The sequence below is a fragment of the Enterococcus sp. MMGLQ5-1 genome, from assembly GCF_013155265.1.
Lineage (GTDB): Bacteria > Bacillota > Bacilli > Lactobacillales > Streptococcaceae > MMGLQ5-1.
The window spans coordinates 189,450-210,424 of record NZ_JABJXU010000003.1; the positions used below are offsets into that span (position 1 = coordinate 189,450).

The 20,975-nt window shown below is 34.0% G+C and carries 27 protein-coding genes; 21 read left to right on the forward strand and 6 right to left on the reverse strand.

Annotation, left to right across the window (positions count from 1 at the left end; all coding sequences use genetic code 11):
* The first annotated feature begins 18 nt into the window (after nt 1-18).
* The 7 genes from HOY35_RS05180 (at nt 19) to yidD (ending at nt 7,665) form a co-directional block, all read left to right on the forward strand.
* Nucleotides 19-513: a Smr/MutS family protein gene (locus tag HOY35_RS05180; RefSeq protein ID WP_172212881.1), complete on the forward strand. Its 495-nt coding sequence runs from the start codon at nt 19-21 to the stop codon at nt 511-513.
* Between the two features lie 142 nt (nt 514-655).
* Nucleotides 656-1,999, forward strand: coding sequence for a DEAD/DEAH box helicase (locus HOY35_RS05185; protein WP_172212879.1), 1,344 nt, complete (start codon nt 656-658; stop codon nt 1,997-1,999).
* Nucleotides 2,000-2,033: 34 nt separating this feature from the next.
* Entirely contained in the window at nt 2,034-3,089 is a 1,056-nt protein-coding gene (locus tag HOY35_RS05190; RefSeq protein ID WP_172212877.1) for a hypothetical protein, read from the forward strand.
* A 52-nt stretch (nt 3,090-3,141) separates the two neighbouring features.
* On the forward strand, nt 3,142-3,702 hold the full coding sequence (locus tag HOY35_RS05195; RefSeq protein ID WP_172212875.1) for a sugar O-acetyltransferase: 561 nt from the start codon (nt 3,142-3,144) through the stop codon (nt 3,700-3,702).
* Nucleotides 3,703-3,971: 269 nt separating this feature from the next.
* Entirely contained in the window at nt 3,972-6,611 is a 2,640-nt protein-coding gene (gene alaS, locus HOY35_RS05200) for an alanine--tRNA ligase (protein ID WP_172212873.1), read from the forward strand.
* A gap of 290 nt (nt 6,612-6,901) precedes the next feature.
* Nucleotides 6,902-7,399, forward strand: a complete 498-nt coding sequence (locus HOY35_RS05205; protein WP_172212871.1) for a YbhB/YbcL family Raf kinase inhibitor-like protein — start codon at nt 6,902-6,904, stop codon at nt 7,397-7,399.
* Nucleotides 7,399-7,665 (forward strand): membrane protein insertion efficiency factor YidD, encoded by a 267-nt coding sequence (gene yidD, locus HOY35_RS05210; protein ID WP_172212869.1) that lies wholly within the window; start codon nt 7,399-7,401, stop codon nt 7,663-7,665. Before HOY35_RS05205 ends, yidD begins: the two co-directional genes overlap by 1 nt.
* Nucleotides 7,666-7,794: 129 nt before the next feature.
* On the opposite strand, the gene cysK is transcribed toward yidD, so the two are convergent.
* On the reverse strand, nt 7,795-8,724 hold the full coding sequence (gene cysK, locus HOY35_RS05215; protein WP_172212867.1) for a cysteine synthase A: 930 nt from the start codon (nt 8,722-8,724) through the stop codon (nt 7,795-7,797).
* A gap of 153 nt (nt 8,725-8,877) precedes the next feature.
* On the opposite strand from cysK, the gene HOY35_RS05220 reads away from it, so the two are divergent.
* From HOY35_RS05220 to HOY35_RS05230, 3 genes are all read left to right on the forward strand, one after another.
* Nucleotides 8,878-9,867 carry a 4-hydroxy-3-methylbut-2-enyl diphosphate reductase gene (locus HOY35_RS05220; protein ID WP_172212866.1) on the forward strand — a complete coding sequence of 330 codons (990 nt, stop codon included), beginning with the start codon at nt 8,878-8,880 and terminating at the stop codon, nt 9,865-9,867.
* A 551-nt stretch (nt 9,868-10,418) separates the two neighbouring features.
* A complete protein-coding gene (locus tag HOY35_RS05225) occupies nt 10,419-10,796 on the forward strand; it encodes a RidA family protein (RefSeq protein WP_172212864.1) in 378 nt (125 codons plus the stop codon).
* A 125-nt stretch (nt 10,797-10,921) separates the two neighbouring features.
* Nucleotides 10,922-11,635 (forward strand): response regulator transcription factor, encoded by a 714-nt coding sequence (locus tag HOY35_RS05230; RefSeq protein WP_172212862.1) that lies wholly within the window; start codon nt 10,922-10,924, stop codon nt 11,633-11,635.
* On the opposite strand, the gene HOY35_RS05235 is transcribed toward HOY35_RS05230, so the two are convergent.
* The 5 genes from HOY35_RS05235 to HOY35_RS05255 form a co-directional block, all read right to left on the reverse strand.
* On the reverse strand, nt 11,578-12,726 hold the full coding sequence (locus HOY35_RS05235) for a site-specific integrase (protein WP_172212860.1): 1,149 nt from the start codon (nt 12,724-12,726) through the stop codon (nt 11,578-11,580). The genes HOY35_RS05230 and HOY35_RS05235 overlap by 58 nt on opposite strands.
* Nucleotides 12,727-12,850: 124 nt before the next feature.
* Nucleotides 12,851-13,273: a DUF3788 family protein gene (locus tag HOY35_RS05240; protein WP_172212858.1), complete on the reverse strand. Its 423-nt coding sequence runs from the start codon at nt 13,271-13,273 to the stop codon at nt 12,851-12,853.
* A 154-nt stretch (nt 13,274-13,427) separates the two neighbouring features.
* On the reverse strand, nt 13,428-13,889 hold the full coding sequence (locus HOY35_RS05245) for an SHOCT domain-containing protein (protein WP_172212856.1): 462 nt from the start codon (nt 13,887-13,889) through the stop codon (nt 13,428-13,430).
* A gap of 67 nt (nt 13,890-13,956) precedes the next feature.
* Nucleotides 13,957-15,105 (reverse strand): ImmA/IrrE family metallo-endopeptidase, encoded by a 1,149-nt coding sequence (locus tag HOY35_RS05250; protein WP_172212854.1) that lies wholly within the window; start codon nt 15,103-15,105, stop codon nt 13,957-13,959.
* Nucleotides 15,089-15,457, reverse strand: a complete 369-nt coding sequence (locus tag HOY35_RS05255; RefSeq protein ID WP_172212845.1) for a helix-turn-helix domain-containing protein — start codon at nt 15,455-15,457, stop codon at nt 15,089-15,091. The genes HOY35_RS05250 and HOY35_RS05255 overlap by 17 nt, the downstream gene beginning before the upstream one ends.
* 241 nt (nt 15,458-15,698) lie before the next feature.
* On the opposite strand from HOY35_RS05255, the gene HOY35_RS05260 reads away from it, so the two are divergent.
* From HOY35_RS05260 to HOY35_RS05310, 11 genes are all read left to right on the forward strand, one after another.
* Nucleotides 15,699-15,881, forward strand: coding sequence for a helix-turn-helix transcriptional regulator (locus HOY35_RS05260; RefSeq protein ID WP_172212843.1), 183 nt, complete (start codon nt 15,699-15,701; stop codon nt 15,879-15,881).
* A gap of 13 nt (nt 15,882-15,894) precedes the next feature.
* Complete coding sequence (locus HOY35_RS05265; RefSeq protein ID WP_172285818.1) at nt 15,895-16,665, forward strand: ORF6C domain-containing protein; 771 nt, start codon at nt 15,895-15,897, stop codon at nt 16,663-16,665.
* Between the two features lie 14 nt (nt 16,666-16,679).
* On the forward strand, nt 16,680-16,961 hold the full coding sequence (locus tag HOY35_RS05270; RefSeq protein WP_172212839.1) for a hypothetical protein: 282 nt from the start codon (nt 16,680-16,682) through the stop codon (nt 16,959-16,961).
* Between the two features lie 49 nt (nt 16,962-17,010).
* A complete protein-coding gene (locus HOY35_RS05275; protein ID WP_172212837.1) occupies nt 17,011-17,259 on the forward strand; it encodes a hypothetical protein in 249 nt (82 codons plus the stop codon).
* Nucleotides 17,260-17,404: 145 nt separating this feature from the next.
* The gene (locus HOY35_RS05280; RefSeq protein WP_172212835.1) at nt 17,405-17,905 is read left to right on the forward strand and encodes a hypothetical protein; all 501 of its coding nucleotides are present in this window, start codon (nt 17,405-17,407) and stop codon (nt 17,903-17,905) included.
* Nucleotides 17,902-18,129, forward strand: a complete 228-nt coding sequence (locus HOY35_RS05285; RefSeq protein ID WP_172212833.1) for a hypothetical protein — start codon at nt 17,902-17,904, stop codon at nt 18,127-18,129. Before HOY35_RS05280 ends, HOY35_RS05285 begins: the two co-directional genes overlap by 4 nt.
* Nucleotides 18,116-18,526, forward strand: coding sequence for a hypothetical protein (locus HOY35_RS05290; RefSeq protein ID WP_172212831.1), 411 nt, complete (start codon nt 18,116-18,118; stop codon nt 18,524-18,526). The genes HOY35_RS05285 and HOY35_RS05290 overlap by 14 nt, the downstream gene beginning before the upstream one ends.
* Nucleotides 18,527-18,529: 3 nt before the next feature.
* A complete protein-coding gene (locus HOY35_RS05295; RefSeq protein ID WP_172212829.1) occupies nt 18,530-18,835 on the forward strand; it encodes a hypothetical protein in 306 nt (101 codons plus the stop codon).
* A gap of 21 nt (nt 18,836-18,856) precedes the next feature.
* Nucleotides 18,857-19,669 carry a conserved phage C-terminal domain-containing protein gene (locus tag HOY35_RS05300; protein WP_249641525.1) on the forward strand — a complete coding sequence of 271 codons (813 nt, stop codon included), beginning with the start codon at nt 18,857-18,859 and terminating at the stop codon, nt 19,667-19,669.
* A gap of 9 nt (nt 19,670-19,678) precedes the next feature.
* Entirely contained in the window at nt 19,679-20,167 is a 489-nt protein-coding gene (locus tag HOY35_RS05305) for an ATP-binding protein (RefSeq protein ID WP_172212827.1), read from the forward strand.
* Nucleotides 20,168-20,177: 10 nt separating this feature from the next.
* Nucleotides 20,178-20,600 carry a hypothetical protein gene (locus tag HOY35_RS05310; RefSeq protein ID WP_172212825.1) on the forward strand — a complete coding sequence of 141 codons (423 nt, stop codon included), beginning with the start codon at nt 20,178-20,180 and terminating at the stop codon, nt 20,598-20,600.
* Nucleotides 20,601-20,975: the final 375 nt, after the last annotated feature.

Below are 20,975 nucleotides of genomic sequence, written 5' to 3' on the forward strand. Positions count from 1 at the left end.
AAATAAGGAGGTGCATTTATGGCAGCTCGAAAAAAATCAGAATTCGCTCAACAGCAAAATCACTATAAAATTGGCATGTTAGTTTATGCCAAACGTATAAAGCAAAAAGCGGTGATTAGACAAGCCCTTTCTCTTGAAATCTATCAAATTGAGATATTAGCAAATGGCTTAAAATTGAGAGAATCAATCGATTATTTAGAGCCACTGGCGCAAACTGTGACAAATTCTGAAACAATTTATAAAAAATCTGGTTATCATGAATTAAGCTCAGGCTCAGCAGAGCTTGATTTACATGGTATGCGCTATGAACCGGCAATTGAAAGGCTGGCACAATTTGTTGACCAGGCAATTATCAATGATTACAGCTATATTCGAGTTAATCATGGTAAGGGAAGCGGCGCTTTACAGATGGGTGTTTGGCAGTTTCTAAGGTCACATTCACAGGTTAAACAATTCCAATTTGCGCCACAAAATCTTGGTGGTCGGGGTGTGACGATTGTTGAATTTAAATAACAGCATCCATATTGAAAATGAGCTGCATTAAGATTGTGTAATTTATATTTTAACTGATTATGTTATAATAATTTGGATAAGAGAATGAGCAATATTAAGCAATTACAAAAAATAACTTTACAGTACATAGAGATGAGGCAATATGGCTAAATTTAAAGATTATAATTTCCCACCCTTTTTACAAAAGGCACTAGAAAAAATCAATTTTACAGAACCGACAGCGGTTCAAGAACGTTTAATCCCAATTATTCGCCAAGGTAAAAATGTTATTGGTCAATCGAAAACGGGCAGTGGCAAGACGCACACCTTTTTATTACCAATTATTGAAAAAATTAATCCTGAATTAAATCAGGTACAGGCAGTAATTACAGTACCGAGTCGTGAATTAGCGGAACAAATTTATCAAGCAGCCATTGAACTTGTCCAATTTTCTGAAGCGGAATATCGAGTTGCAAATTATGTTGGGGGCACAGATAGAAAAAGGCAGCTTGAGAAGCTAGAGCATAGCCAACCGCATTTAGTGATTGGAACAAGTGGTCGAATTCTTGATTTAACCAAAACCGAGCTAAAGCTTTTTACGGCAAAAACATTTGTAGTAGATGAGGCAGACATGGCTCTTGATTTAGGCTTTTTACCCGAGGTTGATCAAATTGCTGCTCAGTTTTCTGAGAATGTGCAGTTTTTGGTTTTCTCAGCTACTATTCCACAAAAATTACAACCTTTTTTGAAAAAATATCTAAAAAATCCAGTGGCTGAGCAAATTGAGAGTCGAACGATTATTAGCGACAAAATTGATAACTGGTTAATTTCAACCAAGGGTCAGGATAAAAATAATGTCATTTTAAATTTGCTACATATTACCAATCCATATCTTGCAATTATTTTTGCGAACACTAAACAGCGTGTTGATGAAATTACTAATTTTCTAAAATCAAACGGGTTAAAGGTTGCTAAAATTCATGGTGGCATTGAGCCGAGAGAACGGAAAAGAATTATGAAGCAGGTTCGTAATCTTGATTTTCAGTATCTTGTTGCTACTGATTTAGCAGCAAGAGGTATTGATATCGAGGGCATTTCTCATGTAATTAATGATGAAATTCCAAATGATTTGGACTTTTTTATTCATCGTGTTGGACGTACTGGGCGTAATCAATTAGCTGGAATTGCGATTACCTTATTTACGCCAAGTGATGATCAAGCAATTGTCGGTTTAGAAAAATTAGGTATTCAGTTTGTGCCAAAAACAGTTAAAAATAACGAAATTGTTGATAGCTATGATCGAAATCGTCGTCAGCAGCGAGAAAAGAAAAAAGACGAGCTCGATCCAACACTAATTGGTTTAGTTAAAAAGAAGAAGAAAAAAATTAAACCGGGATATAAAAAGAAAATTGACCGAGCGATTTCGGAGAGAAACAAGGCCAAACGTCGTTTAGAGACAAAGCATAAAAATCGTGAGGATCGAAAAGGGCGTAAGCAAAACTTCTAAAATAAAGATTGATTGAAAACTGGCGGTGAATGGATTGAAAGTAATTCCAGAATTAGAGAGTACCTACTGGAAACAAACCAATGATCAAGAAAAGTATGAACTATTTGAGTTGAAAATTAAACCGAAAATTTCTGAAAATTTGAAATTGACTAAATTGCAATTGAAAACCTTTGAAATGAGCGGTATCAAGCTCCGGTCTTTCCAATTTTTATTGAATCAGGAGCCGTTCACCTTTATTCCTGGTGCCAAAAATGTGATTTTAGGCTGGGATAATGGTGGCAATGATGATATCTTGCGTGAGGTATTGCTTAATTCGTACGATGAATTAGTGAATAGTGCTGAACGACAAAAGGAATTTAGTGGACAAAATTTCAATGATTGGATTAATGCACATACTACTCATTTACGGAAGGTAGATATTCCGCCGATGATAGTTGCTAAATATGCACTACCAGCGTCAACAGAATTCATTGGCATGATTAATCCAATTACTGGAACTTTTTTAGGAGATGAAATCTCATTTCGTGAATTTCAAGAGGCAGTGCAGGAGATTTTATTTCCAAAGTTATCGTTTACTGAAAGTATTAATTTTGTTCAACCTGATATTTATTTAGACAAGCAGCATTTTTTCTTAGATTTATTCCCTTTTACTGAAAAATATCGTTTATTTAGACACATGCCTCAAACCTATCGTGAAAACATTCAATTGATTGATGCTCAGGGCTTTAGACTGTTAACTGAAAATGAATGGGAGTATGTTGTTGGTGGTGGGACTCGTAAATTATTTCGTTTTAATACCCAGGCCGAAGTGGCAGCGCTTTTGGAAACTGGTGATAGCTTTCATAAGGTAAAGGTAACTGAATCAGAAAATATGTTTGGTTTAGTCATTGATTCGAGCCGCACACGCTATGAACTGACCAATGATGCCTTTGTTTTGAAGCTTACTAATCAGGCTAAGACTGGAAATATCGTACGAGATATTTTGCCGCTGGCAACCTATTTTCAATCGCACCATGGTGTCAGTATTAGTGATAAGCTTTCACCAGAGCACTTTCAATACCGAAAGGTAATTGATCTTTTAGACCACTAAAAAATGTAGCTTTTATTAATATTGATCTGTGATAGCTGAAGGGAGTTAATTTTTGGTGAATAATCAGCATAACGGTAAATTATATTTGCCTAACGATGAAGACTTGGTAAAAGAGCAGAATCTTTGGTTAGATCGTTTATATGATTTTAACCATACTAGAGCATCTCAAAATGAGAAACGGCAAGACATACTTGAACAATTACTTGCTGAGATAGGTGAGAATTGTTATATTGAACCGCCCTTTTATGCAAATTGGGGTGGTCATCATCTGCATCTAGGACATCGAGTCTATGCAAATTTTAATCTCACCTGTGTTGACGATACACATATTTATATTGGTGATGATACAATGATTGGTCCGAACGTAACTCTAGCAACGGCAGGTCATCCAATCTCTCCTAATCAAAGATTAGAAAAATATCAATTTAATCAAGCGATTACTATTGGAAAAAATTGTTGGCTAGGTGCAGGAGTTATTGTTTTACCAGGCGTTTCAATTGGTGATCATAGCATTATTGGTGCTGGCAGTGTGGTTACTAGGGATATTCCTGCGAACAAAGTTGCCTTTGGAAATCCATGTCGTGTTGTCCGTGATATTTCTGATAGTGACTAAGTATTGAAAAAAAACATAATTTGTGTTAATTTTATAGAAGATATAGTTTATCTGGATTTGTCAAGAGAGCTTGTGTTTGGTGCAAACAAGTCGAATCTTTAAAGTGCTAAGTATTTTTGCTGATTCTGAATTCACTCAGAACGAATTTCCACGTTACGGATTTAAAGAATAATGAGACATCATTGTAAATTGGGATGGTACCACGTTGCGACGTTCCCAAATGCAGTGGTGTTTTTATATTGAAAATTAATCATTTCTAGGAGAGTATAATGAAACAATTAAGTAGTGCGCAAACAAGACAGATGTTTTTAGATTTCTTTCAATCAAAGGGGCATGCAATCGAACCATCAGCTTCATTAGTGCCAGTAAATGATCCAACCCTACTTTGGATTAATTCTGGGGTTGCAACGCTTAAAAAATATTTTGACGGCTCTGTTGTACCTGAAAATCCAAGGATTACTAATGCTCAAAAGTCAATCAGAACCAATGATATCGAAAATGTTGGTAAAACAGCACGCCATCATACAATGTTTGAAATGCTCGGTAATTTTTCAATTGGCGACTATTTCCGCAAAGAAGCTATTGCTTGGGCATTTGAGCTTTTAACTTCACCGAAATGGTTTGATTTTCCAGTGGATAAGCTTTATATGACTTATTATCCTGATGATCAGGATAGTTATAATTGCTGGCTAAAACAAGGTGTGCAGCCTGATCATTTAATTCCAATTGAAGATAATTTTTGGGAGATTGGTGCTGGACCAAGTGGTCCTGATACAGAAATTTTCTTTGATCGTGGCACAGAATTCGATCCAGAAAATATTGGTGTTAAGCTGTTGGCGGAGGATATTGAGAATGATCGTTACATTGAAATCTGGAATATTGTATTATCACAATTTAACGCAGATCCTAATGTGCCACGTAGTGAATATCAAGAGCTACCACATAAAAATATTGATACGGGCATGGGCTTAGAGAGAATGGTTTCCATTATTCAAGGTGCGCCAACGAACTTTGAAACAGACTTATTTATGCCAATTATTCGCCAAATTGAAGTGATTTCTGGTAAGCAATATGATCCCAAAAATCATGCTGAAAATATGAGCTTTAAGGTCATTGCTGACCATATTCGTTCACTTGCCTTTGCTATTGGCGATGGTGCCCTACCGGGTAATGAAGGACGTGGCTATGTCTTACGTCGTCTATTACGTCGGGCAGTGATGCATGGCAAAAAATTAGGCATTAAGGATACTTTCCTTTATCAATTAGTGCCAACAGTTGGGCAAATCATGTCAAGCTATTATCCTGAAGTGACTGAACAGCAGGAGTTTATTGAAAAAGTGATTCGTAATGAGGAAGAAACCTTCCATAAGACAATTGATGCAGGTAGTGGCATGCTTGAGGATTTACTTGCTTCATTAAAAGCTAAGGGTGAAGCTGTACTGGATGGTCAATCGATCTTTAAGCTTTATGATACCTTTGGTTTCCCAGTTGAATTGACGGAAGAATTGGCGAGTGATGAAGGCTTTAAAATCGATCATCAAGGCTTTGAGGTAGCGATGAAGGCCCAGCAGGAACGAGCACGAAATGCGCGTAGTCAAACTCTTTCAATGGGTAAGCAAAATCAAGCGTTAACTGATTTGCAAGTCTCCTCAGAGTTTTCTTACACTGAGCAAGAAATGACCTCAGCCTTGGTTGCCATTATTGACGATGAATCTGTTTTAAATGAGGTTAGCACAGGCGAGGTCAATCTTGTTTTTGCTCATACACCGTTTTATGCAGAATCAGGTGGTCAGGTTGCTGATAAGGGACAAATTTTTGCTAAAGATGGGGAAATGGTTGCTGAGGTTATAGCAGTTCAAAAAGCACCAAACGGTCAACCATTACACCGAGTAAAAGTGTATGGTCATCTAGTTAAAGACGAAGGCTATCTGCTAAAAATTGATAAAGAGCGTCGTGCAAAAATTATTAAGAACCATACGGCAACGCATTTATTACACGCAGCCCTAAAAAATACTTTAGGTAGCCATGCAAATCAAGCAGGTTCATTGAATGAAACTGAATTTTTGCGATTTGATTTCACACATTTTGGCGCGACAACGAAAGAAGAATTAGCACAAATTGAACATCAGGTTAATGAAAAAATTTGGGCAGCGCTCGATGTTGAAACGATTGAAACCGATATTGATACTGCAAAATCCTTAGGTGCAATGGCATTATTTGGCGAAAAATATGGTAAAGATGTCAGAATGGTTAAAATTGCTGATTATTCGCTTGAGCTTTGCGGTGGTACTCATGTTAAAAATACTTCGGAAATTGGTATTTTTAAAATTGTTTCAGAGCAGGGGATTGGTTCAGGGACACGGCGAATTGTGGCAGTAACTAGTAAGGAAGCCTACGAACTATATCGTAAGGAAGAAGGAGAGCTAGATACGATTCAAGCCTTGGTTAAGGCTCCTAAATTTGATGAGGTTGCACTTAAAGTGGAAAACCTTCAGGCGGAACTTCGTGCGATGCAAAAAGAAAATGAAAAATTGGCGACTAAGATTGCTAATCAAGCAACGGCCTCTATTTTTGAAAATGTGCAATCAACAGGTAAATTGACGTATATTGCCGAAAAAGTCAATGTTTCAGACATGAATCAATTACGTGCGTTGGCTGATAATTGGAAGCAAAAGCAGGTTTCTGATGTATTATTGCTAATTTTAGAAGCGAAGGGCAAGGTTAATTTATTAGTCGCTGCAAACGATAAGGCTAATAACGTAGGCATTAAAGCTGGTGATTTAATTAAATCAATTGCACCTTTAGTTGGCGGTGGCGGTGGTGGACGCCCCGATTTAGCACAGGCAGGCGGTAAGGATGCATCAGGCATTCCAGCAGCCCTAGCGAAGCTAGCTGAGTTATTAGGTTAAGTGTGCTAAATCGGCAGGGTTCCCGCAAAATGTTGACATTTTGTGGGAAAAGGAAAGTCGACGACGTGCTATTCGATTTCGGAACGAAATCAATGAACAGAGTCAGGCTTGACGCGCACAGGCAGGCGGTAAGGCTGCATCAGGTATTCCAGCAGCCCTAGCGAAGCTACCAGAGCTATTAAGCTAATTTTATATAAAAGCAATTTTAGGTTTAAGCGCCTAGAATTGCTTTTATTTGATAATGGTTTAAAATGGGGAGTATAAAATGAATAGTCAGAGAGGCGGATGTAATGAATATTAAAGCACAGTTTACAATAATTCCCGATTCATATGCCAAAAAAGCGACTGAGCGCATTGAGGGATGCCCAGTTAAGTCTTTTCCATTTGAAATAATTGATATTCCAGCTAATGCAAGGTATTTGGCGTTTACACTTATCGACCATGATGCAATCCCAGTTGCAGGCTTCTCGTGGATTCATTGGCCAGTAGCTGATATTGAAGTTACGGATAAATTCATTCGCATTCCAGAAGACTACAGTCGTCAGACTAAGCTATCTCAGGGTAAAAATTCGCAAATTTCCAAATTTGTTGGTAAAATTAATCCCGAGGTCACACAGCGTTATACTGGACCACAACCACCAAATGAGGACCATTGGTACACCTTGACGGCTTATGCTTTATTGGCGCCAACGAAGCTAGAGGATGGCTTTTATTTAAATGAACTTTATCACGCAATAGCAGACAAAGTGATTGCTAAAACGCAGCTGAATTTATTAGGTAAATATTAATGTCTAAATTTTTATTATTACTTGTCCACTGGTATCAACGTTATATTTCGTCATGGACCAAGCCAAGCTGTCGTTATCACCCTACTTGCTCTAATTATATGATTGATGCGATTAAAATTCATGGCTCGTTTAAGGGCAGTTTAATGGGCTTGGCACGCATTTTGCGTTGCAATCCATTTGTTAAAGGTGGTATTGATTACGTACCTGCTAAATTTAGCTTGAAACGTAATCCAGAGGAAAAGTATATTAACCCCAACCAATCATGATGGCATTTTACCTAGTGGTTGAACGGTAATTAAAAAAATGTCATCTCTTTCTACAATTTGTAAAATGAGATGACATTTTTTTATTCATGAACGATTAATTATTAATTATCAATTATTAATTATCGATTATTAATCTTCAAACTCATACAAAGCAGTTGATAAATAGCGTTCGCCATTATCTGCAGCAATTGCTAAAACCTTTTTGCCTTTGCCGAGCTTTTTGGCAACCTCAATTGCTGCCTTAACTGCGGCACCTGAGGAAATACCAATTAAATAGCCCTCTTTGGTTCCAAAGTCACGACCTGTAGCGATGGCATCATCACCTGTTACCTGAATAATTTCATCATAAGAGTCTGTATCTAAGACAACTGGAATGAAGCCAGCAGAAATACCTTGAATTTTATGTGGTCCAGGATTGCCACCAGATAAGACTGGTGATTCTGCAGATTCAACGGCAACGATTTTAATGTTTGGATTTGCTTTTTTTAGAACATGACCGGCTCCTGTGATTGTACCACCAGTACCAACACCTGCAACAAAAGCGTCTAAGCCAGTTGTGCCAAATGCTTCGATGATTTCAGGTCCTGTTGTTTCCTCATGAATGTTTGGATTAGCAGGATTGTCAAATTGAAGTGGTAAGAACCAGCCGTTTTCTTCTGCTAATTCTTTCGCCTTAGCGATTGCCCCCTTCATACCACCAGCACCTGGTGTTAAAACAAGCTTTGCACCGTATGCCTGCATTAATCGACGGCGTTCAACTGAGAAGGTTTCAGGCATTACAATGACAACTTGATAGCCTTTGGCAGCGCCAGCAAAAGATAAACCGATGCCAGTATTACCAGACGTTGGTTCAACGATTGTATCACCTGGTTTAATTTTGCCTTCATTTTCTGCGGCCTCAATCATTGATAGGGCGATTCTATCCTTAACTGAGCTTGCTGGATTAAAGGCCTCAAGCTTAACATAGACCTCTGCAGCATCCTCTGGGACAAGATGATTAACCTTTAAAATTGGTGTATTACCGACAAGTTCTAAGACTTTATTGTAAATAGCTGACATAGTGGCTTCCTCCAAAAAGATAAATTTAGTAAATAATATTTTATGTTCCTTACCATTTCTAGTATACTCGGAAGATAGATAAAAAAAAAGAATGTTTCTTCTATCGAGTGATAGATTGAAACTATGATAAATGATTATTTGAGGTATTTGATAATGAAAATAGTAAATATTAGCCCGAGAGGGTATTGTTATGGCGTAATTGATGCAATGGTAATTGCTAGAAATGTATCCTTATCGCCAGAGCTCCCTCGCCCCATTTATATTTTAGGAATGATCGTTCATAATAAGCATGTTACTGACAGTTTTGAATCGATTGGTGTTCAAACCTTGGATGGACCAAATAGATTGGAAATATTAGAAAAAATTGATGCAGGTACTGTGATTTTTACAGCACATGGGGTCAGTCCACAGGTAGTTAAACGAGCAAAAGAGAAGGGATTAACCATTGTTGATGCCAGCTGTCCTGATGTTTTAATAACACATGAATTAGTTGAATTAAGATTAAAAATGGGCTATGAAATTATTTATATTGGAAAAAAAGGTCATCCGGAGCCTGAAGGTGTGATTGGTATTAATCCACAAAAAATTCATCTAATCTCCAATGTCGCAGAAGTGGAAAATTTAAATTTAACTGGCAATCTTTTCCTAACGAATCAAACGACGATGAGTCAATGGGATGTAGATTCAATCATGGCAAAGGTTAAGGAGAAGTATCCAAGTGTAGAAATCCACCAGGATATTTGTCAAGCAACACAGGAACGCCAAGAGGCTGTAGCTGAGCAAGCCAAAGGCTGTGATTTAGTGATTGTTGTAGGCGATCCAAAGAGTAATAATACAAATCGCTTAGCACAGGTTGCAAATGAGCAAGCAGACGTGCCATCCAAACGGGTTGCTGATATTAGTGAGCTTCGTTCAGAGTGGTTTAATGATGTTGAAGTTGTAGGTATCACTGCTGGTGCCTCGACACCTACTCCAATTGTTCGTGAGGTGATTAAAGAAATTCATCGCATTGCTGCTGGAGAAAAATTGACCTCCCAAGTATCACCAGAAATGATTTTGCCGCGTGGTAAGGCCAAAGCTCTTGAAGATAAGCGTGCCAATCGAATGGCGTATTTGCGAAAAACACAGTTAAATAAAGACTAAAAAAATTATTTTTTTAATTTAATCTAGCCTTGAGTGCTTGACAGTGCTCTCCCAAGATATTCATTTATCATCAATAAGTCAATTAGGCCAATAAATTGGCAAATTTCCTTTATCTTGAAAATGAATATCTACCGTTCGAGCATGTCATAACAAGCACTCTCAGCTTTTTTAATAATCTAGCCTCAAGTGCTTGACAGTGCTCTCCCGAAATATTCATTTATCATCAATAAGTCAATTAAGCCAATAAATTGGCAAATTTCTTTTATCTTGAAAATGAATATCTACCGTTCGAGCATGTCATAACAAGCACTCTCAGCTTTTTTAATAATCTAGCCTCGAGTGCTTGACAGTGCTCTCCCGAGATATTCATTTATCATCAATAAGTCAATTAGGCCAATAAATTGGCAAATTTCCTTTATCTTGAAAATGAATATCTACCGTTCGAGCATGTCATAACAAGCACTCTCAGCTTTTTTAATATTTAAAATTTTGATATAATCAAGTTAATTTTGAAATTACTTTCAAGATAAATAATATTTAGGAGGCTTTTTATGAAAACAGTACACACAGATTTGGCGCCCAAAGCAATTGGACCATATGTTCAAGGAAAAATTGCAAATGGTTTTTTATTTGCCTCAGGTCAGGTTCCATTATCACCAGAAACAGGTGAAGTAATCGGTACAACGATTGAAGCACAAACAGAGCAGGTGTTAAAAAATATTGGTGCGCTTCTAACAGAAGCTGGCACAGATTTCGATCATATTGTTAAAACGACTTGTTTCCTATCAGATATTGAGCATTTTATAGCATTTAATGAGGTTTATAAGACGGCCTTCAACGCTGATTTTCCTGCTAGAAGCGCTGTTGAGGTTGCTCGTTTACCCAAGGATGTCCTAATTGAAATTGAAGTTATTGCTCTTGTTAAATAACTAATTTTGATTCACTCTTCCTATATTTAGATGATAGAATAATTAAAATTTAATTAAAAATACTTGCTATTTAAATTAAAATAATTTATAATCAATTAAAAGGATATATGGAAAGGGTTGTTCAAATGAAAGAAAAATTATTATTAATTACAAGAGATGCTGAATCCGTTAGGAAGCTTGAGAGAACGTTGGAAATTAAAGGCTATGAGGTGATGGTTTCGGCAAGCTGTTTATCCGAAATTACAAAAGGTCAAACGGACTTTTGTGAAGCCTTTGATTTAGTTATTTTAAATCAAGCTATACTAAGTGATTTAAAACCTGAGTGTATTATTAAAATGAAGCAGCTCAAAACACCAGTGGTTGTCCTTTCGACATTAAATGAAGATGAGAATAATTACTACCTTTCTTATCCGATTTCTAAAGCGCAATTAACAGATGAATTGGCAAAGCATCTAAAGCAAAGCGCAGAATTCCCGTTCTTTTTAAATAGTATTTATGATGAAGCGGTCAGTGACCAATTTATTAAACATCATGTAGAAGTAATCAATCATAAATTAATCATTGATGGTGTACCGATTGTTTTATCCAAAAAAGAATTTCAGCTTTTTAGTATTTTAACGGCTGCCGATTATAATTTAGTTGACAATCAAACAATTTTTAAAGGAATTTGGAATGTTGATTATGAGCTAATTAAACAACCATTTTTAAAATATTGCTGTTTTAAAGGGATTTATAACCCAATAAAACAGCTTTTTTTATTTTTACGCAGTGTTTTACGCAGTTATGATGATTTAATGAAATCAGCGAATATTTCACCTGTTTGCTTCAGCTTATTTTGATTGACATGAGTATAGATATCTAGTGTGATGCTAGAATTGGCATGACCTAACCTATTTTGAACTTCTTTAATACTTGCACCAGCTTCCAAAGAAATAGAAGTATGTGTGTGACGTAAACCGTGTATAGTAATTACTGGTAGCCCTGCTTTTATCTGTAAATTTTTAAATTTTCTGAGAGTTGCTGCAGACATATAGGAGCTACCATCGTTAGTAAATAGAATTTTATTACTGTTAGTTCCTATTTTCAACAAGTGCCTTCTTTGCTGATTGAGATAATTTTTTAAGACTTTGATAGTATAATCATCTAAATATATACTACGTATACTCGTTCTAGTTTTAGGCGTGCTTATAATAAAATCTTTACCAGCCCTGCTAAGAGTTTTTGTTACTTGTAAAGTTTTATTTTTAAAATCGACATCAGCCCAATTTAATGCTTTTGCTTCGCCAATTCTCAACCCAGTATATGCGATTAAATGTATTGCGGTTATAAATGTTAAATTATCAAATTTTGACGATAAATTTTTTTTATCATTTATAAAATTGAAGAATGCTAACAATTGTTCTTTAGACCAAGACTTATCCTTTTGGTTTTCTTTTATATGTTTTTTGGGCATTAGGATATCGGACATTGGGTTATATTCAATTTGTCTCATTCGTCTCGCAAATTCAAATACTAATTTAGTATATATAAACCAGCTAGAAATATCTTTACCAGTATCTGCCCAGCCATTTACAATATTTTGCATAAAAATAGGTGTAATTTTTTTTATATTTAGATTTTCTAAGATAGGCAGTACATGAAGGTTAAACATTGAACTTATGTAATGAATTGAACTATCTTTAATATTCGGTTTATGGCTTTCAAACCAAAGTTTAAAAAAATCACCAAATGTTTTAGCATTAAAATCATTCATTGATCCATGTCTTTCAAATTTAACAATTGCAGTATTTACTTTTCTAATCAATTCTTTTTCGGTTTTTGCAGTAATTGTTTTCTTTACGTCTTTATCTGTTAATTCATTTTTACCTAGAAAAACACTTGATCGATAACGTGTTTCTCCATTTTTTAAAACTATTTTCTTTATTTTCATAAATTAATCCTTTCCAATCGCACGGCAAGCAATTTGTTAGGATAAAGTATTGGCATCACTCCTTTCAATTGATATAATTAGGGTGCAAAAAATAAGCCCATTTTTTGAGAAGGTATATCTTTTACTAATATTTGTTTTTTATCTTCAATAATCGTGAAATTTCATCAACGTCTTCTTTACTAATAACATCAAACATTATAGAGCGACCTTCAACATAACTATGTGCTTCATTGAGCAAGCGCTTAACCTTATCAGAAAAGTCTCCTCGGAGAACATGCTCTGTAGCTTTACTACCAAAAACAAGATTAACTTTAATTTCATTTTTCCCGGGGATTAAATAGATCATAGTTCGCTTGTTACTTTTGATAACTAAAGACCATCCAGCCTTTTTGCTATAGAATTTCCACTCTTCAAGAACATTAGGGTAATCTTGATTAATTAAGTGACATATCGTTTGCCAAAGTATATATTTAGTTTCATCATAACTACTTTGAATATCATCGTTTGTTGGCTGAAAATCTTTATTATCAAACATACTTAGTGACATTGTATTACCTCCTTTAGACATGGTGTAACCATCTTTAATTGAGCTATATATAGGCTTATTTGGGCTGGACTGCTTTACACTGGCTAGCTTTAGGTTGATTTTTTTCGATTAGACACGTTCAAACTTTGGTCGGTGGGAACGTGTTTTTTATTTGTTATAAATTCAATAATTCTTTTTTCTTTAAGTCAAATTCCTCTTTTGTAATTATTCCAATATCTGCCAGTTCTTTGTATTCTTTTAACTGTTCGGGAATGCTTTTTTCTTGAGAAATATGGTGTTCACCTACCGAAATTAAATTTTCTATATATTCTTTTATTTCTAACGCTTGATTGTATTCTTTTTTATTATTAAATAAAATCGTATTTTCATCTTTTACTGCAGCAGTTACACCACCCTTGCTTTCTCCGCCACCGATTAATGAAAATTGTAGATATCCAGTTGTAAGACCGTTCTTTTTCACTTGAATTGCAGATATATTTTTAATAAATATCGTTTTTTCGCCTTTCAATCCTTGATTAATTGCATTTAATAACCCTTTTTTCGTGATTATTATCTTATCATCTAAAATTTTGATGTATGCTTTTGCATTTGATTTAAAAATATATTCTTTTTCCATTCGCTTCTCCTAAATATTTGGATACTAATCAATCACAATTTAGTTCATATAGTGTTATTCAACTGATTTAAAATGGTTCATCCTCCCATTTCTTTAATAGGCCATTGACGAAAAACGAAGATTTTGCGCCACACATACTGCAAAATCTATCAGCACCTCCCAATTTTTTATCACAATGGGGACTTTCTTCTTCTTCTACATAACCATTTTCATAGACTACGTCATGTTTTCCTGAACATTCATTAATTATGTATACTCCACAGATAGAGCAATAATTATTTTGAAGATTTTCATTTTCACAAATAGGACATTTATCTTGTAGCCGACCGTCATTATCCACTTTTAATGTAGTGTAATTCAAAATATTTTGCTCCTCCATTTCATGAAATCTAAAATAATTTTTTTCATTTATTTCTATATTTTTTGAGCTTGAACACCTGGTACAATATTGATGATTTTCTTCAGAATTTATTGAAATGATTGTCTTACATTCTGAACAATAAACTATTTTTTTATAAGTAGGATACCAAGTATTTTCATTATCAAACGTCATTCCAACCAAGTTTAAATTCCTTTTTCGATCAATAAATTTAAATTTATTGAATACTTCAGAAAACCAAGTAGGGGGAGTTAAATTATTTAATCTTAATCCACCATAATTGATTGATTTAACAACATTTTCTATTGCATACTTGCTAGATTCATTACTAATTTCAAATTTTTTTGATACTTCTGACACTTCTAAAGGTACAATTTTATTTACAAAGAAAGATGGCGCTAATAGTTCTTTTGCGAAGAAATCAGCTTCAATTTCAAATGTTTTATTTTCAAGATTTGTGATGCTATTTCTTGATAAAATTGAGTTTTGGGTCGAGTGTGGATGATCAAGAAAAAGATGCCCAAGTTCATGAGCTAATGTGAACCTAATTCGCTCAATCATTTTTTCTGAAATATCTGAGTTATAAAGTATGATAATCCTATTTTTTCCATAAGTGCCAATAGCTCCTTCATCGGACAAAGCTAAAATTTTTGCAACATCACCTTCGGAGATTCCAATTAAATCTGACATTTCTTTATATGAAAGCACTTTTAATGTTTTAACTTGATTTACAATATCAAAAATAGGGATGGGAAAAGTATGTATGTTTGCCTCTTTTAATACTTTATATGCAGTTTCTTTTGCAAATTTAAAATTCGGTTTAATCTTTTCTTTCATCTTCAAAAGCTTTATCAAAAGCTACTTTCCATAAGTCTATTGCTTTTTTCCTATCTTCATCACTCATTTTCTTCGCAGCTCTTTGAATAATACGTATTTCTTCCTCTTCATCATTCCATTCATCAAAATCTTCAGAAGCCGGTAGGGGTTTGTAAGGATTATCAGTTCTACCTAGTAAGTAATCTGTCGTAGTATTAAAATAATCTGCGACTTTTTCCAATGGCTCAGAATTTGGTTTTCTTAAATTCCATTTTCCGATAGTACCATTCGATATTCCGAGTTTTCTTTCTAATTCTGCAAGGGTTAACCCTTTTTGTCCAGCTAAAGTTTTGATTATTTCTTTAGTATTCATAATAATTCTCCACTCTGATAAAATATCTAGAAATAGAAATAAAACTATTGACAAATAGAAACAAAACTATTAAACTGAAGATGTGCTTGAGGGAGCATAAATTTTAATTCAGTTTCATAACTTGTTTGCTACTCGACATGTTAGATTATTTTCTATACATTCATAATAGAATAAAAGCTAATATTTGTCAATTGTTTTAAACATTTTTAGAAACAAAACTACTTGATGGAGGTGGAAATCTGTGTATGACAAAATTAAAAGACTAGCAGAGGAACGAGGAGTTACTATTGCGGAATTGGAACGACATTTAAAAATTTCGAATGGAACTATTTCAAAATGGAACAAAAGTAAACCTAGATTAGATTTTGCTTTAAGGGTTGCAAAGTATTTTGAAATTAGTGTTGAAGATTTATTTAAAAATTAGAAAGGATTATAAAATGACAAATTTAAAAGTAACAGGTACACAAACAATTGGCTCAATTCAATTTACAGGAATTGAAGGAGGGTTCGGAGAAGATAAGAAAGCAATGTTGGTTAAAGATATTGCAGAAATTCATGGAACAGAAGTTAGAACTATTAATCAAACAATTTTCAGAAATATGAAGCGATTTGTACAAGAAGTAGATTTGATTGATTTAAAACAAATCACTGAGAGTGATGTGTTTTTGAAATTTGGTTTTACTAAAGCACAATGGGGAAATTCAAACGCAGTATTTATTTTATCAGAACGTGGATATGCGAAGCTGCTTAAAATTCTTGAAGATGATAAGGCTTGGGAAATTTATGATCAGTTAGTTGATAACTATTTCAGTATGAGAAAAGAACAAGAATTCAAAATCCCTAAATCAACACGAGATTTAACATTATTGGCATTACAAGCGAACGAGGAGACAAATGAGCGTTTAGATGATGTCGAGAGCCGTATTACTAGCTTTGAAGAAAATAAGCTGATTACTTCAGAGGATGTAGGCACAATCGGGCGCCATGTTCGCAATAAAGTTTATCAATTTGCTAATGACCGTCATTTAGGGAAAGAAGCAGTCAGTATGCTGTATCGAGACCTTAATTCTAGTGTGAAACAAGTTTTTAATGTTCCTAATCGTGGGCGGATTAAAGATAAAGATTTTCAAAGTGTTTTAGAGTTTATCTATTCTTGGGAGCCGTCCTCTGTAACTAAAGCAAAAATTAGTCAGATTTCTTTATTTTAATAAAGGGGGAACTTATGGATATATCCCTGTTGAATCAAGAAGCGATTGATAAGCTGATTGATTTTGTTTTTGAAAAAGTAGACGAAGAACTAAAGCAACGTCAAATTTTATTAACAGAGCCCAAGTTTATCAGTCAAAAGAAATTAATTGATGAATATGATTTGGCTTATAATACGTTGGCTAAGTATGAAGAACTTGGTTTAAAACGTTCAGAGCCAATTGAGGGCGGAAAGATATTTTATGAAACTGCAGATGTTATTGAATTTTTTAGAAAATATAAAAAATATAGAGATTAATCGCACGGCAAGCAATTAATAAAAAAGAGAATTAACGGAGGAATGAAGCATGGCAAAAATTATTGAATTGGAGCAAAACAAGGAAACAGAGCCGTCTGTAAAAGATTTACTAACGAAAATTGGAGATATTATGGTTGATACTGGTTCGCTTGAAGCTAATAAACAATATCCATATAAGCTTGATGGTGTTGATCATACTGAAAGTGCATTAGATAGGGCGAAAGGACACGCAAACCATATTCTTGAAACAACTTTACCATTAATTTATGAATTATTAGGTTATGAAATCGAGGATTAAAAGTTATGAATGGAAAAGAAAAAGCCTTATCACAAATAGTCTTGGTGGACAGTGATAAAGGCGATAAATGTAGGTTTTTACCTATATGTTCTTTCCCAATTATAGCAGATTATTGAATATTTTTAAATAATTGGAGGAAAATTTTATGCACGTACTAGATTTAGCACCAACTTATAAGGGAAATTTACAAGATTTTGATTTTGCTCGTAAAATTACAGGTTACTCATTAGCCCAATCATTCGTCAAAAAATTGGTTGAAGATAAAGATATGGATTATCACAATGAACATGATAGCGAATTAGCTATGTTTGCGGTCTTAGCCGTCTCTAAACTAATGGAAGATATGTTTATGCAAGACAGAATCAAATTGAATGTTGAAGAAAAAGAATACCTTCAGCTTATGAAATGCAATATTTCAGATAGTGATTTACACAAGCTACCTTTAAAAGTTAAACACAACAAAATGGTTGGTCGATTAGTTAGCTTATGCATTGATAAATATGGTGAGCGTGAAGGTAGAGTAATCTCAAGTAATACATATACAAAATATCTCAATGAGCAAAAAGGTAAAGAATACATCTGTAAAATGCTTGAAAAAGAAATATTTAAGATGAATGGTACTTTTAAATCGGAGGTATTGGCATGAGTGAAAATAACAAAGTAGATTCAAATGATGTAATGATTTCTGCTATTCAATTAAAAAATGCGATTACAGGATTAGATACCTATGTAAACGATCATTTGAGTAGTTGTGATAATTTATCACCAAGTGATATCAATGGTTTAAACGGTTTGGTATTTGCCATCAAAGCTTTAAGTGATTATAACGAGAGAATTACGGTGGAGGTGTTAGAAAATGTCAAATATTAAACTAACTGATGAATTGTTTGCAAATGTTATGGATAAAGTTGTAAGAGAAAGAGCAATTAAAAAAATAATGAATGGCAGAAAGCGCCTTTTATTTTCAAAGCCCGGACAAGTTGCTGAATTAATTGAAAAAGAACTAGGTAATCAATATGAAAAGATGATGAAAACAACCGATGTAAATTCAAAGATGTCAAAATATTATCAAGGGGTAGAGGTTTTAATTTCATTGTGGAATAAACGATTAGAATTGTATCTAGAACCACCCGAAATATTAAATAAAAGCAATCCTAAGCGATTTAAAACGTTTGATGAATATATTTGCTCGTTCATTAAAGAAGATGGCTTAGAAACGATGATATTGAAATGTGCTGATATATATGATTGCGTTTTTTGGTGCTAAGTTATGACTGAATTAAAAAAGATGTTCACTTTAAAAGACAGGTATATAAGAGTGGGTGGTAAAGAAACAGGCTGCTTTATAGATGTCCTTTGTGAAAAGTGCGGTACACAGCTTATCAAAGTTTATGGATTTGATTTTATTGAAACTGGATATGGTAATAAAGGTGATAATTTTGGTAAAAAAGTAGGCTATCCCAAAAATTTTAGCCCTAATCATCCAAAATCATTTATTCAATGTCCGAATTGTCATAAAAAATATAAAGAAAGCGATGTTTTTAAAGGTGTTTTTCCTGATGATTTGGACGTTTGATTTATAGGAAGGAGGTAAATATTGGGTAATAGAAGAATGATAAGTAAAACAGTTGCTCAAACTCAAAAATTTTTAAAACTGCCACTAGAAACACAAGCATTATATTTTCATTTAATACTTAATGCAGATGATGATGGTGTTGTTGAAGCGTTCCCAGTAGTTAGAATGATTGGCGCTAGTGATGATAGTCTTGGCTTACTTGTCGTAAAGAGATTTATTAAAGCTTTAAATGATGAAATGGTTTATTTTATAGTCGATTTTCGTGAGCAAAATGCAATACGAAAAGACAGGTATACACCTAGCAAATATATTGATTTAGTTAGTCCGAAAGTACCTTGTTTAGATGACGGTTTACCAAATGGCAACCAAATGGCAACCAATGGTTGCCACAATATAAGTAAAGATAATATAAGTGAATCTAATTTAAGTGAATTTAAAAAAGATAATGTCGAACAACCCGCTTATGAATTTCCAAAATGGCTCAATGATGTATTTATCGAACAGGTAAAAAAAGGTAATCCAGAAAATTATCAGTTTAGAATACCAATAGCATATTTAAATCAAAAGTTAAGTAAAAATTTTAAATTTGTGGAGGGTAATTTAAAACCAATTAAAGCAAGATTTAAAGACGGATATAGCTTAGATGATTTTAAAAAGGTAATTGATAAAAAATATAATGACTGGATTGGTAATCCTGATATGGTAACTTATTTAAGACCTTCAACATTATTCAGTCCAAAGTTTGATGGTTATTTAAACGAGGTTGCACCACAGAAGCCATTTAATGCATCGCTTTACAGAAATGATGATGGTGCTATGGATAATTTATTTTAAGGAGTAAGCATGAAATTTGATAGTGAAGATAAGCAAAAATATTTTGATCAAGTTGTAAACAAAATTAAAAACGGTGCTACTCACAATTATATTTTAACAGGAAAGACAGGACGTGGTAAAACGTATCTTGCTACTGAAATAGCTAAACAATTTAATGGACGAGTGATGTTTGTTCCAGAGCTTCTAAGTAAAATGAAACAAGCGATGTTAAAGTATAACGACTATTCGCCTGTCAGATTTGTCAGCAAACGAACTAAACCTAATGTAATTGTGTTAGATGATTTTGGAGGTCGAAAACCTACCGAATGGGAAATAGATCAGCTATTCAGAATTTTAGAATATAAAAAAGCAATATATATCATCACAACTAATCTTAGAAGCGATGAACTAGCTGAATTATTCGGCGATAGAATTTTGAGCCGAGTTCTTGAAAATATGGATAAAACTGATGTTTATAAAGCACAGGGGAATGATAGACGTTTAAAGATGAAATTTTAAGGAGTATAAAATGGATAAATTTGGTCAAGCAAGATATGACATGTTGAAACCAGCGATAATTGATTATTTAAAACAATTTAAATCATCGCCTGAACATCAATCTTTTAGAAGTAAGTACAGCAAGTATGAAGCAGATACTATATTAATTCTTGAAACATATAATAAATTACAAAAAGCATTTAACTATAACGAAATTAATAAGGTTGTTGAAACTAACGATTTTAAAAAGGTATCTCAAAAGTTATATGAATTGTGCGATGAACTTCATAGCTTAGAATATGAAGTTTACAAGTCAACACGAGAGATTGAACATCCCGAAGTTGAATTAGATGATCTATACGCTCGCATGATATCAAATAATAAAATGGACTTGTTTGAAATGATTGAGCTGGCATTAGATGAAATAGATAATACTGCTAATCAAGAGGTATGAATTATGTACGCAATAAGAGCGAAGAAGTCAAAGAAGTGGGTATATGGTACAGATTACAGATATCCTAGACCACACCAGCGAACAAGCAAAAATGAAGCGTTATTATACAGTATTTTATCTTTAGCTGAATTAGATTTTAAGAAGAGAAGATGCAGCAATAAGTTATATGAAATTGTACCAGTGAAACTGGAAGAGATACCAGAAAAAAGGTATCATAATTCAATTAGGCTGAAGTAGGAAGAGGTGAGTGATAGATTGAAAGAAACAGTTAAAGTAAGTAACACAGCTAGAAATCATGTTAGAGATTTGCTGAGGAATAAAAAAGAAATTGAAAAAGAAATTGCTTCTTTAGAAGAAGCTATCATGAATCCATTT

Coding starts and splice junctions, on each gene's coding strand:
- HOY35_RS05180 (WP_172212881.1), top strand. CDS start 19: ATGGCAGCTCGAAAAAAATCAGAATTCGCTCAACAGCAAAATCACTAT.
- HOY35_RS05185 (WP_172212879.1), top strand. CDS start 656: ATGGCTAAATTTAAAGATTATAATTTCCCACCCTTTTTACAAAAGGCA.
- alaS (WP_172212873.1), top strand. CDS start 3,972: ATGAAACAATTAAGTAGTGCGCAAACAAGACAGATGTTTTTAGATTTC.
- HOY35_RS05205 (WP_172212871.1), top strand. CDS start 6,902: ATGAATATTAAAGCACAGTTTACAATAATTCCCGATTCATATGCCAAA.
- yidD (WP_172212869.1), top strand. CDS start 7,399: ATGTCTAAATTTTTATTATTACTTGTCCACTGGTATCAACGTTATATT.
- cysK (WP_172212867.1), bottom strand. CDS start 8,724: ATGTCAGCTATTTACAATAAAGTCTTAGAACTTGTCGGTAATACACCA.
- HOY35_RS05220 (WP_172212866.1), top strand. CDS start 8,878: ATGAAAATAGTAAATATTAGCCCGAGAGGGTATTGTTATGGCGTAATT.
- HOY35_RS05225 (WP_172212864.1), top strand. CDS start 10,419: ATGAAAACAGTACACACAGATTTGGCGCCCAAAGCAATTGGACCATAT.
- HOY35_RS05230 (WP_172212862.1), top strand. CDS start 10,922: ATGAAAGAAAAATTATTATTAATTACAAGAGATGCTGAATCCGTTAGG.
- HOY35_RS05235 (WP_172212860.1), bottom strand. CDS start 12,726: ATGAAAATAAAGAAAATAGTTTTAAAAAATGGAGAAACACGTTATCGA.
- HOY35_RS05240 (WP_172212858.1), bottom strand. CDS start 13,273: ATGTCACTAAGTATGTTTGATAATAAAGATTTTCAGCCAACAAACGAT.
- HOY35_RS05245 (WP_172212856.1), bottom strand. CDS start 13,889: ATGGAAAAAGAATATATTTTTAAATCAAATGCAAAAGCATACATCAAA.
- HOY35_RS05250 (WP_172212854.1), bottom strand. CDS start 15,105: ATGAAAGAAAAGATTAAACCGAATTTTAAATTTGCAAAAGAAACTGCA.
- HOY35_RS05255 (WP_172212845.1), bottom strand. CDS start 15,457: ATGAATACTAAAGAAATAATCAAAACTTTAGCTGGACAAAAAGGGTTA.
- HOY35_RS05265 (WP_172285818.1), top strand. CDS start 15,895: ATGACAAATTTAAAAGTAACAGGTACACAAACAATTGGCTCAATTCAA.
- HOY35_RS05270 (WP_172212839.1), top strand. CDS start 16,680: ATGGATATATCCCTGTTGAATCAAGAAGCGATTGATAAGCTGATTGAT.
- HOY35_RS05275 (WP_172212837.1), top strand. CDS start 17,011: ATGGCAAAAATTATTGAATTGGAGCAAAACAAGGAAACAGAGCCGTCT.
- HOY35_RS05280 (WP_172212835.1), top strand. CDS start 17,405: ATGCACGTACTAGATTTAGCACCAACTTATAAGGGAAATTTACAAGAT.
- HOY35_RS05285 (WP_172212833.1), top strand. CDS start 17,902: ATGAGTGAAAATAACAAAGTAGATTCAAATGATGTAATGATTTCTGCT.
- HOY35_RS05290 (WP_172212831.1), top strand. CDS start 18,116: ATGTCAAATATTAAACTAACTGATGAATTGTTTGCAAATGTTATGGAT.
- HOY35_RS05295 (WP_172212829.1), top strand. CDS start 18,530: ATGACTGAATTAAAAAAGATGTTCACTTTAAAAGACAGGTATATAAGA.
- HOY35_RS05305 (WP_172212827.1), top strand. CDS start 19,679: ATGAAATTTGATAGTGAAGATAAGCAAAAATATTTTGATCAAGTTGTA.
- HOY35_RS05310 (WP_172212825.1), top strand. CDS start 20,178: ATGGATAAATTTGGTCAAGCAAGATATGACATGTTGAAACCAGCGATA.